Here is a 9,254-nt window from a genome sequence, read left to right on the forward strand (position 1 = left end):
CGGCGCGGCGGTGGTGAAGTCCGGCTCGCCGATTTCCAGATGGATCACATCGTGGCCGGCCTGCTCCAGTGCGTTGGCGCGGGCCAGCAGCGACATGACATGGAACGGGGCGATCGTCGTGACTGCGACGGCTGTAGCCGGAAGGAGTGGGGTCGGATGTTTTCATCGCCGTCATGATAGGCGGGGTCCCCGGCATCGGGCCAACGGTGGGCCGTGGCACACTGTGGCCCGTTGCGCGGGCGGCCCGGAGCCAGCCCGCTGGAGCGCCTGATGAAATCCGCCCTTTGCCTGTTGGTTGCAAGCCTGATGATCAATACCGCCGCTGCTGTCTCCCCGCCTTCGCCGCCGGATGTGGAAAAACGCCCGCATACCGTCACCACGCCGTTCGGTGCGCAGCGCCAGGACGAGTACTACTGGCTGCGCGATGACAGCCGCGAAGATCCGGCGATGCTGGCTTACCTCAATGCCGAGAATGCCTATACCGACGCCCTGATGGCACCGCTCAAGCCGCTGGAGGAGAAGCTCTACGGCGAGATCGTCGGCCGCATCAAGCAGGATGACGCCAGCGTGCCGTACCGCGAGCGCGGTTACTGGTATTACACCCGCTATGAGACCGGCAAGGACTACCCGGTCTACGCCCGCCGCGAGGGCAGCATGGAGGCGGTCGAGCAGGTCCTGCTCGACCTGAACCCGATGGCCGAGGGCAAGGGCTATTTCTCCGTTGGTGACATGCAGGTCAGCCAGGACAACCGCCTGCTGGCCTGGGCCGAGGACGATGTCGGCCGCCGTCAGTACACGATCCGCTTCAAGGACCTGGCCACCGGCCAGATCCTGCCCGATGTGATCCAGGGCGTCTCGCCCAACGTGGTCTGGGCTGATGACAGCAAGACCCTGTTCTATGTCGAGAACGACCCGGAAACCCTGCTCACCGTACGGGTGAGGAAGCACGTGCTCGGCACCCCGGCCAGCAGTGATGCGCTGGTCTACGAGGAGCACGACGACAGCTTCTACATGCGCATCGGCCGTACCCGCGACGACCGTTACATCGTCATCGGCGTGGACAGCACGGTGTCTTCGGAGCTGCGCTACACCTCGGCCGCCACGCCGGGCGAGTTCACCGTGCTGGCGCCGCGCGCGCGTGATGTCGAATATGACGCCGACCACTATGACGGCCGCTGGGTGATCCGCACCAATGCCGACGGCGCCACCAACTTCAAGCTGGTCACCGCGCCGGAAGGCGCCACCAGCCGCACGCAGTGGCAGGACTGGGTCAAGCACGATCCGCAGGTGCTGATCGAAGGCTTCGAGCTGTTCGACGGCTACACCGCCATCGCCGAGCGCGCCGAAGCGCTGGAACGCGTGCGCCTGCTGTTCGCCGATGGCCGTAGGCAGTTCGTCAAGGCCGACGAGCCGGCCTACTCGATGGGCCTGTCGGTCAATGCCGAGCCGGACACCGATTGGCTACGCTACAGCTACACCTCGCTGACCACGCCGGCCACCACCTACGAGCTCAACGTGAGCACCGGCGAGCGCCGCCTGCTCAAGCAGCAGCCGGTGATCGGCTATGACCCGTCGCTTTACCAGACCGAGCGCGTCTGGGTGACCGCGCGCGATGGCGCCCAGGTGCCGGTGTCACTGGTCTACAGGAAGGGCTTCAAGAAGGACGGCACCGCCGCGCTGTACCAGTACGCCTACGGCAGCTACGGCATGTCGATGGATCCGGGGTTCAACCAGAGTGTGGTGAGCCTGCTCGATCGCGGCGTGGTCTACGCCATCGCCCATATCCGCGGCGGTGAGGAAATGGGTCGCAGCTGGTACGAGAACGGCAAGCTGCTGCACAAGCAGAACACCTTCAACGATTTCATCGATGTCACCCGCGCGCTGGTGGCCCAGGGGTATGCGGCCAAGGACCGCGTCGCCGCCTCCGGTGGCAGCGCCGGTGGCCTGCTGATGGGCGCGGTGGCCAACCAGGCCCCGGGCGACTACAAGGTGATGGTGGCGCAGGTGCCCTTCGTCGATGTGGTCACCACCATGCTCGATGCCAGCATCCCGCTGACCACCAACGAGTACGACGAGTGGGGCAACCCGGAGCAGAAGCCTTACTACGACTACATGCTCAAGTACTCGCCTTACGACAACGTGCGCGCACAGGCGTACCCGTCGCTGTTCGTCGGCACCGGCCTGTGGGATTCGCAGGTGCAGTACTGGGAGCCGGCCAAGTGGGTGGCCAAGTTGCGTGACGTCAATACCGGCACCGCGCCGATCGTGTTCCGTACCAACATGGAAGCCGGGCACGGTGGCAAGTCCGGCCGCTTCCAGCGGTACAAGGAACAGGCCGAGTCCTTTGCCTTCGTGCTGTGGCAGCTGGGCCTGGCCGATTGATGCCGCCGGCTTCCCGCGATGTCTGATACACCACCGCCAGATGAGCCCCGCCCACCACGCCTGCGCTGGGCGTGGTGGCTGCTGGCCTACGTCAGCCTGGGGGTGGGCATTGTCGGCATCTTCGTGCCGGGCCTGCCGACCACCGTCTTCGTGCTGATTTCGGCCTGGGCCGCTTCCCATGGTTCCGAGCGCCTGCACCGCTGGCTGCTCGATCACCCGCGCTTCGGCCCGGCCATCAGGGACTGGCGGGCGCACGGCGCGGTCAGCCGCAAGGGCAAATGGATGGCCAGCGCCACCATGCTGGTCTGCGCGCTGATCACCCTGTGGTGCGTACCGCTGGCGTGGGTGAAGTGGACCTCGATCAGCATCATGGCCTGCGTCTGCCTGTGGTTGTGGCGGCGGCCTTTGCCGCCGGGCGATGACTGAGCGCTCGCGGCGCCATCCGGATTTCATGGTCCAATCGCTATACTCGGCGCCATGAACAAGACGTCCCGTTGCCTGATTTCCATCCCCGCCACCCTCCTGCTGCTTGCCTTGGCCGCTTGCGGCAACAAGGGCCCACTGGTGATGCCACAGAAGCCGGTGCCGATCGAGGAGCAGGAAGTCGTCCCGGACGATGTGGACGCGGCCGCTTCCGACACGCCGACCGACCAGGCGGAACCAGAGCCGGTCGACAGCGGCGACGATGCGGGGATCAAGCCGGCAGAAAGTGCTGACACCCCCAATGAGTAAGCCGGTTTCAGGGCGCCTTCGCTTCACCAAGATGCATGGCGCCGGCAACGATTTCGTGGTGCTGGACCTGCGTGACGGCAGCCCGCCGCCGGATACGGCATTGGCGGCCCGGTTGGCCGACCGGCATCGCGGCGTGGGTTGCGACCAGATATTGACCATCGAACCGGCGCGCAGCGACGGCGCGGTGGCGTCGTACCGGATCTGGAATTCCGACGGTTCCAGCTCGCAGCAATGCGGCAACGGCGCGCGCTGTGTCGCGGCCTGGCTGGTGCGTGCGGGTGTGGCGCAGGGCGATGAATTCATCATCGACAGCCCGACCCGCAGCCACACCGTGCAGCGGCTGGGTCCGGACCAGTATGCGGTGGCGATGGGGCGTCCGGTGTTCGCACCGGCACAGATCCCGTTGCTGGGTTTCCCGCGCGCGCGGGAGGAATATGTGCTGTCCTTGCAGGGCGAGAATGTCCGCTTCGGTACGGTGTCGATGGGCAACCCGCATGCGGTGCTGGAAGTGGGCCTGATCGACGCCGCGCCGCTGGAGCGGATCGGGCCGCTGCTGCAGCAGCACGCCTCGTTCCCGGAGTCGGTGAATGTGGGTTTTGCCCAGGTCATGGATGCCGGGCATGCGCGGCTGCGCGTGTACGAACGCGGTGTCGGCGAGACATTGGCCTGTGGCAGTGGCGCCTGCGCCGCGGCGGTGGTGCTGATGCAGCGGGGCCGTCTGCGGCGCGATGCGGTGATGTCATTGCCTGGAGGGGATCTGCGTATCCAGTGGCCGGCCGACGACGCGGAAGTGGTGATGTCCGGTCCGGCGGCATTCGTATTCGACGGAGAATGGACGGGATGAACGACACGGTCGAGAAAATCGGTGCCCACGAAGTCGCCGCCTGGCTGCGGCGTCACCCCAGCTTCCTCAAGCAGTTCCCCGATCTGGCGCTGACCATGGTGGTGCCGCGCGATGACGGCCCCACCGCCTCGCTGGCCAGCTACCAGCTGGAAGTGCTGCGCGACAAGAACCGCGAACTGTCGCGGCGGCTGGCCGACCTGGGCAGCAACGCGCAGATCAACGAGCGGCTGGCCGTGCGCACCCACCAGCTGACCCTGGCGCTGATGCGCCAGACCAGCGCCGCCGCCACGCTCAAGGCGATGGCCGCCTCGCTGGAAGAGGATTTCGCCGGCGATCTGGTCAGCCTCATCGTGTTTGATGCGGTGCCCGAACTGGAACAGGCGCCGTGGTTGCAGGTGCTCGCCCACGACGATCCGGCGCTGGCACCGTTCCACGATTGCCTGCTCGACGGCGAGCCCATCTGCGGTCGTCTGCAGCAGGAAAAGAACCAGGTGCTGTATCGCGAACGCGTGGGCGAGGTCGCGTCCACCGCGCTGCTGCCGTTGCCGGGTGTGGGCCTGATCGCGGTGGGCAGCCATGATCCAACCGCTTCTACCCGGGCATGGGCACGCTGTTCCTGCGCATGATGGGCGAGGCGCTGGCGGTGGGGTTGCAGCGCTTCCGCAGCGTCTGATGGCAGGGATGCGGCGATGAGCGCCGTGCAGGCCTTCCTGTCGTATCTGCGGATCGAGCGGCGCATGTCGGCGCATACGCTCGATGCCTACCAGCGCGATCTGGCGGCGTTGTCGCAGTGGTGCGAAGCCCAGGATCTGGGCGATCCGCAGGCATTGTCGGGCGACCGGCTGCGCGAATTCATCGCTGCCGAGCACCGGCGTGGACTGGCGGCCAAAAGCCTGCAGCGGCGGCTGTCGGCGTGCCGCAGTTTCTATACCTGGCTGCTGAAGAACCGTGCCATCGCCACCAGTCCGGCTGCCGGCCTGCGTGCGCCCAAGGCGCCGCGCAAGCTGCCGCAGGTGCTCGATGCCGATGAGGCGGTGCAGCTGGTCGAACTGCCCACCGATGCGCCGCTGGGGTTGCGTGATCGCGCGCTGCTGGAGCTGTTCTATTCCTCCGGGCTGCGCCTGAGTGAGCTGTGCGCGTTGCGCTGGCGCGATCTGGACGTCGCCAGCGGGCTGGTGCTGGTGCATGGCAAGGGCAATCGCGAGCGCGCGGTGCCCGTCGGCTCGCATGCCTTGGCGGCATTGCAGCAGTGGCGGTGCGACAGTGCCGGTACTGCGGAAAAACCGGTATTCCCCGGACGCGGTGGCGGCCCGATCACCCCGCGTGCGGTGCAGATCCGCATCAAGCAGCTGGCGCAGCGCCAGGGGCTGTTCAAGCACGTGCATCCGCACATGCTGCGGCACAGTTTTGCCAGTCACATCCTGGAGTCGTCCGGCGACCTGCGCGGTGTGCAGGAGCTGCTCGGCCACGCCGACATCGCCACCACCCAGATCTACACGCATCTGGATTTCCAGCACCTGGCCAAGGTCTACGACGCCTCCCATCCACGCGCCCGGCGCAAGTCCTGATCCGCATCGCCACCGGCGGGTCCGCCGGGCTGAATCGGCGCTGCCTGATTGCACCTTGTTTGACTTGTGTCAGGGCGCCAGCGATGGCATCTGCCCATTGTGGGCAGGACCCGTGGAGAGATCGACATGGCCAAGCCGTTTCCGCTCAAACCCAAGCACCCCGAGCGCATCTGCTGGGGCTGCGACCGCTATTGCGCCGCTGATACGCTGGCCTGTGGCAATGGCTCCGGGCGCACGCAACATCCGATCGAAACCCAGGGCGAGGACTGGTACGTGGCCTGGGGTATCGAGCCGGAACCCGGGCGTCCCCATCAGGCCCGCAAGCAGCAACCTTGGTGAGTCCGCGCGGCTGAATGCCGACTGTCGCGGCACGGTGGCGGCCAGGCTTGATCGCTGCGGAAACTGTCCCCATGTCCGTGGAACAGTATCCCGGAGGCCGTATGGACCCCAGTCAGAACCCGAATGTTTTTCACGCCACCACCATCTGCTGCGTCCGCCGCGGCGCGCATGTGGCGATCGCTGGCGATGGTCAGGTCACCTTGGGACACACGGTGATGAAGGGCAACGCGCGCAAGGTGCGCCGGCTCGGTCGTGACGGCCAGGTGCTGGCCGGCTTTGCCGGTGCCGCGGCCGATGCGTTCACCCTGTTCGAACTGTTTGAAGCCAAGCTCGAGAAGCACGGCCAGCTGACCCGCGCGGCGGTGGAACTGGCCAAGGACTGGCGCACCGAGCGCCGTCTGGGCAAGCTGGAAGCGCTGCTGGCGGTGGCCGACCGGGAAACCTCGCTGATCATCAGCGGCACCGGTGATGTGATCGAGCCGGAGGACGGCATCATCGCCATCGGCTCGGGCGGCTCCTATGCCCTGAGCGCGGCACGCGCGCTGCTGGCCCACACCCAGATGGATGCCAAGGCTGTGGCGACCGAGGCGATCCATATCGCCGGCGGCATCTGCATCTACACCAATACCAACGTGGTGGTTGAAGAGCTCTGAGCCCTTCCGCCAACGATTGCGAGTACCCCATGAACCACAAGATCGAAGTTTCCTCCGCCACCATGACGCCGCGCGAGATCGTGCAGGAACTGGACCGGCACATCGTCGGCCAGCACGACGCCAAGCGTGCGGTGGCCATCGCCCTGCGCAACCGCTGGCGGCGCATGCAGTTGCCGGCTGATCTGCGCAACGAAGTGATGCCGAAGAACATCCTGATGATCGGCCCGACCGGTGTCGGCAAGACCGAGATCGCACGCCGCCTGGCGACGCTGGCCAATGCGCCGTTCGTGAAGGTGGAGGCGACCCGTTTCACCGAGGTCGGCTACGTCGGCAAGGACGTGGAACAGATCATCCGCGATCTGGCCGATACCGCGGTCAAGCTGTACCGCGAACAGGCCAAGGTGCGCGTACGCATGCAGGCCGAGGAGAAGGCCGAAGACCGGATTCTCGACGCGCTGTTGCCGCGCCGCAGTGTCGGCATCGGTTTCGACGCCGAAGCCGCGCGCAACGAGCCCTCGGCGCAGGACAATGAAACCCGCATCAAGTTCCGGCGCATGCTGCGCGCCGGGGAACTGGACGAGCGCGAGATCGAGCTGGAGTTCAGCGCCAACCTCAGCATGGACATCATGACCCCACCGGGCATGGAGGAAATGGGCCAGCAGCTCAGGTCCATGTTCGCCAATCTCGGCGGTGCCAAGGCGAACAAGCGCACCTTGACGATCAAGGCGGCCCGTCCGCTGCTGATCGAGGAGGAGGCCGGCAAGCTGGTCAACGAGGACGATATCCGCGCGGCGGCGATCGAGGCCTGCGAACAGCACGGCATCGTCTTCATCGACGAGATCGACAAGGTCGCCAAGCGCGGCGACAACGTCGGTGGCGGCGATGTTTCGCGCGAGGGCGTGCAGCGCGACCTGCTGCCGCTGGTGGAAGGTTCCAACGTGTCGACCAAGTACGGCACGATCAAGACCGACCACATCCTGTTCATCGCATCGGGTGCCTTCCATCTGGCCAAGCCCTCGGATCTGATTCCCGAATTGCAGGGCCGCTTCCCGATCCGCGTCGAGCTGGGGGCGTTGAGCAAGGATGATTTCGTGCGCATCCTCACCGAGCCGAAGGCGGCGCTGACCAAACAGTACGAAGCCCTGCTGGCCACCGAAGGCGTCGAGGTCGATTTCACCGTTGATGCCGTCGACCGCTTGGCCGAGATCGCCGCGCAGGTCAACGAGCGGCAGGAGAACATCGGTGCCCGCCGGCTGCACACGGTGCTGGAGCGGCTGCTCGATACGCTCAGCTACGAAGCGCCGGATCGTGATGGCGACAAGGTCGTGATTGATCGCGGCTACGTCGACAAGCACCTGGGTGAGCTGGTGCAGGATCCGGACCTGAGCCGCTACATCCTGTAACCGCTATCCCTTACGGGCGTAGATGGAACGGCAGCCCCCTTGGTGCTGCCGTTTCTGTTTGCGGGTGTTCTGGGCGGGAGCGGCGGCGGCCTGGCGTCAGTCCAGCTCGTCCGGATCGAGTTCAGGCAGCGGCAGTGGCGCCGCGCCCGGTGTGAATACGCCCGGTTGCACGTAGTACGACAGCAGCGCATCCATCGTTTCGCGACTGTCGCGTTCCAGGTCGAACCGCTGCGGTTGCAGCATCGCGCTGTACAGCACCCCAGTGAGGCCGGCATGCAGGATGCGCGAGACCACGGCGGCATCCACACCTTCGCGCAGCTGGCTGAGTGCGCCGGCGCGTTCGAGGGCGCGGCGGAAGATCGCCATCTCCTCCTCGATGCTGTCGTGCTGCAGCTGCTGCATGGCCTGGCTTTCGGCCGAAAGGTCATTGCGCAGCATGATCTCCATCAGATCGCGCAGGCGCGGATCGTTGGCCAGCTCGCCCACCGAGATCAGCATCGCCGAGCGCAGGTCGAGGATGGGCGTGTTGCGATGCGGTGAATAGGTGCGACGCAGGCGTTTGATGAAGGGGACGCGCTCACGGCCGATCATCGCCTCCAGCACTTCGGTCTTGTTCTTGAAGTGCCAGTACACCGCGCCGCGTGAGCAGCCGGCGCGCTCGCCGATGGCGGCCAGCGAAGTGCCGGCCACACCGTTCTCGTGGAAGCAGGCCAACGCTGCATCGAGGATGCCTTCGCGGGTGGCTTGCGCCTCTTCTTTGGTTTTTCTGGCCATTGCGCGGTGCACAGGTGGGATGACGCCAGACTGAACTGTATCCGTTTACAAACAGTCATGCATGTATGTATATTTCCGCCGCTTGCTTTGCAGGATGGCGGTGATCTGCGCCGGGTAGCCGCCGCCCCGGCTGCGCCCGTACCGTATGCGCCAGCGGTTGCGCCAGCTGCTGCCAGGTGCCGCCGGATCCTCAAGCGCTATTTTCCCTATTGAGTCTCTCTCTTCATGCACGCCATCAGCCGCTGCCGTCTCCTCGCGCTCTCGCTCGCACTCACCCTCACGCTGGCCGCCTGCAAAGGGGGCGAGGCGCCGCCGCCGCAAGGTCCTGGCCAGGTCACGGTGGTCACGCTCAAGGCCGAACCGGTCACCCTGACCCGCGAGCTGGCCGGCCGCGCCACCGGCTACCAGGTCGCCGAAGTGCGTCCGCAGGTCAGTGGCATCATCGCCAAGCGCCTGTTCACCGAAGGCAGCCTGGTCAAGGAAGGCCAGCCGCTGTACCAGCTCGACGATGCCGCCTACCGCGCCCAGGCCAACAGTGCCCGCGCCCAGCTGGCCCGGG

The 9,254-nt window shown here is 66.1% G+C and carries 9 protein-coding genes and 3 pseudogenes; 10 read left to right on the forward strand and 2 right to left on the reverse strand.

Annotation, left to right across the window (positions count from 1 at the left end; all coding sequences use genetic code 11):
• Positions 1 to 166 (reverse strand): annotated as a pseudogene (locus JCM9942_RS18890) (aminotransferase); the annotation flags it as partial.
• 104 nt (positions 167 to 270) lie between these two features.
• On the opposite strand from JCM9942_RS18890, the gene JCM9942_RS06310 reads away from it, so the two are divergent.
• From JCM9942_RS06310 to hslU, 9 genes and pseudogenes are all read left to right on the forward strand, one after another.
• Positions 271 to 2,382 carry a S9 family peptidase gene (locus JCM9942_RS06310; protein WP_054658500.1) on the forward strand — a complete coding sequence of 704 codons (2,112 nt, stop codon included), beginning with the start codon at positions 271 to 273 and terminating at the stop codon, positions 2,380 to 2,382.
• 18 nt (positions 2,383 to 2,400) lie between these two features.
• A complete protein-coding gene (locus JCM9942_RS06315) occupies positions 2,401 to 2,808 on the forward strand; it encodes a YbaN family protein (protein ID WP_054658502.1) in 408 nt (135 codons plus the stop codon).
• A gap of 51 nt (positions 2,809 to 2,859) precedes the next feature.
• On the forward strand, positions 2,860 to 3,114 hold the full coding sequence (lptM, locus tag JCM9942_RS06320) for an LPS translocon maturation chaperone LptM (protein ID WP_054658504.1): 255 nt from the start codon (positions 2,860 to 2,862) through the stop codon (positions 3,112 to 3,114).
• Positions 3,107 to 3,958, forward strand: a complete 852-nt coding sequence (gene dapF / locus JCM9942_RS06325; RefSeq protein ID WP_054658506.1) for a diaminopimelate epimerase — start codon at positions 3,107 to 3,109, stop codon at positions 3,956 to 3,958. The genes lptM and dapF overlap by 8 nt, the downstream gene beginning before the upstream one ends.
• A pseudogene (locus JCM9942_RS06330) lies at positions 3,955 to 4,631 on the forward strand (DUF484 family protein). Before dapF ends, JCM9942_RS06330 begins: the two are co-directional and overlap by 4 nt.
• A 16-nt stretch (positions 4,632 to 4,647) precedes the next feature.
• Positions 4,648 to 5,526: a tyrosine recombinase XerC gene (gene xerC, locus JCM9942_RS06335; RefSeq protein WP_083468444.1), complete on the forward strand. Its 879-nt coding sequence runs from the start codon at positions 4,648 to 4,650 to the stop codon at positions 5,524 to 5,526.
• 126 nt (positions 5,527 to 5,652) lie between these two features.
• On the forward strand, positions 5,653 to 5,865 hold the full coding sequence (locus tag JCM9942_RS06340; RefSeq protein WP_054658508.1) for a DUF3079 domain-containing protein: 213 nt from the start codon (positions 5,653 to 5,655) through the stop codon (positions 5,863 to 5,865).
• Positions 5,866 to 5,966: 101 nt separating this feature from the next.
• Entirely contained in the window at positions 5,967 to 6,518 is a 552-nt protein-coding gene (gene hslV, locus JCM9942_RS06345; protein WP_054658510.1) for an ATP-dependent protease subunit HslV, read from the forward strand.
• 29 nt (positions 6,519 to 6,547) lie between these two features.
• Positions 6,548 to 7,921, forward strand: a complete 1,374-nt coding sequence (gene hslU / locus JCM9942_RS06350) for an ATP-dependent protease ATPase subunit HslU (RefSeq protein ID WP_054658512.1) — start codon at positions 6,548 to 6,550, stop codon at positions 7,919 to 7,921.
• Positions 7,922 to 8,017: 96 nt separating this feature from the next.
• Here hslU and JCM9942_RS06355 read toward each other — a convergent pair whose 3' ends face one another.
• Positions 8,018 to 8,695 (reverse strand): TetR family transcriptional regulator, encoded by a 678-nt coding sequence (locus JCM9942_RS06355; protein WP_054658514.1) that lies wholly within the window; start codon positions 8,693 to 8,695, stop codon positions 8,018 to 8,020.
• A gap of 225 nt (positions 8,696 to 8,920) precedes the next feature.
• Here JCM9942_RS06355 and JCM9942_RS06360 point away from each other — a divergent pair.
• Positions 8,921 to 9,254: pseudogene (locus JCM9942_RS06360) on the forward strand (efflux transporter periplasmic adaptor subunit); the annotation flags it as partial.

The organism is Stenotrophomonas pictorum JCM 9942, from assembly GCF_001310775.1.
In the GTDB taxonomy this organism is placed as follows: Bacteria; Pseudomonadota; Gammaproteobacteria; order Xanthomonadales; family Xanthomonadaceae; genus Stenotrophomonas; species Stenotrophomonas pictorum.

Coding starts and splice junctions, on each gene's coding strand:
- hslU (WP_054658512.1), top strand. CDS start 6,548: ATGAACCACAAGATCGAAGTTTCCTCCGCCACCATGACGCCGCGCGAG.
- JCM9942_RS06340 (WP_054658508.1), top strand. CDS start 5,653: ATGGCCAAGCCGTTTCCGCTCAAACCCAAGCACCCCGAGCGCATCTGC.
- JCM9942_RS06310 (WP_054658500.1), top strand. CDS start 271: ATGAAATCCGCCCTTTGCCTGTTGGTTGCAAGCCTGATGATCAATACC.
- dapF (WP_054658506.1), top strand. CDS start 3,107: ATGAGTAAGCCGGTTTCAGGGCGCCTTCGCTTCACCAAGATGCATGGC.
- hslV (WP_054658510.1), top strand. CDS start 5,967: ATGGACCCCAGTCAGAACCCGAATGTTTTTCACGCCACCACCATCTGC.
- JCM9942_RS06315 (WP_054658502.1), top strand. CDS start 2,401: ATGTCTGATACACCACCGCCAGATGAGCCCCGCCCACCACGCCTGCGC.
- JCM9942_RS06355 (WP_054658514.1), bottom strand. CDS start 8,695: ATGGCCAGAAAAACCAAAGAAGAGGCGCAAGCCACCCGCGAAGGCATC.
- xerC (WP_083468444.1), top strand. CDS start 4,648: ATGAGCGCCGTGCAGGCCTTCCTGTCGTATCTGCGGATCGAGCGGCGC.
- lptM (WP_054658504.1), top strand. CDS start 2,860: ATGAACAAGACGTCCCGTTGCCTGATTTCCATCCCCGCCACCCTCCTG.